Origin of the sequence: Desulfobulbus alkaliphilus, assembly GCF_016918545.1 — a bacterium.
In the GTDB taxonomy this organism is placed as follows: domain Bacteria; phylum Desulfobacterota; class Desulfobulbia; order Desulfobulbales; family Desulfobulbaceae; genus Desulfobulbus; species Desulfobulbus alkaliphilus.
Window position 1 is genome coordinate 1 of sequence record NZ_JAFFQC010000133.1, and the last position, 560, is coordinate 560.

Here is a 560-nt window from a genome sequence, read left to right on the forward strand (position 1 = left end):
GCCAGTTCCAGCCCCGGCGTGACCGAGACCGGATCGACGCCGCGCGCGAACCGGTACTGGGCGTCGGAATGGATGCCCAGCGCACGGCCGGTCTGGGCGATGACCAGCGGGGCGAACCAGGCGCTTTCCAGGAAGACGTCCGTGGTGGTCTCGTCGCAGCCGGTCGATTCCCCGCCCATGACGCCGCCCAGGCCGATAGGGCGCTCGCCCCCGCCGTCGGCGATGACGCAGTCGGCTGCGGATGCGGCGTAGGTCTTGCCGTCCAGGGCGATCAGATGTTCGTGCTCGCCGGTCGCGGTCGAAACCTGGCCCGCCCGCACCACGATCTCGGTCCCCGACAGCTTGGCGACGTCATAGACGTGCAACGGGCGAGCTCGGTCATAGGCGATCAGATTGGTCACATCGACCAGACGGTTGATCGAGCGCAGGCCGATGGCCGTCAGACGCTTCTGCAGCCAGGCCGGCGACGGGCCGTTCTTTACGCCGCGAATGACGCGACCGGCGAAGACCGGGCACATCTCGGGAGCCTCCAGCCGCACGCTGATCGGCGACGGGAAGGC

1 protein-coding gene is annotated in these 560 nt (G+C 69.1%); it reads right to left on the reverse strand.

The genetic code is table 11. The features are described 5' to 3' along the window. On the reverse strand, nucleotides 1-560 hold a 560-nt coding region (locus JWG43_RS20660), incomplete at both ends, for a phenylalanine--tRNA ligase beta subunit-related protein (RefSeq protein ID WP_275888499.1).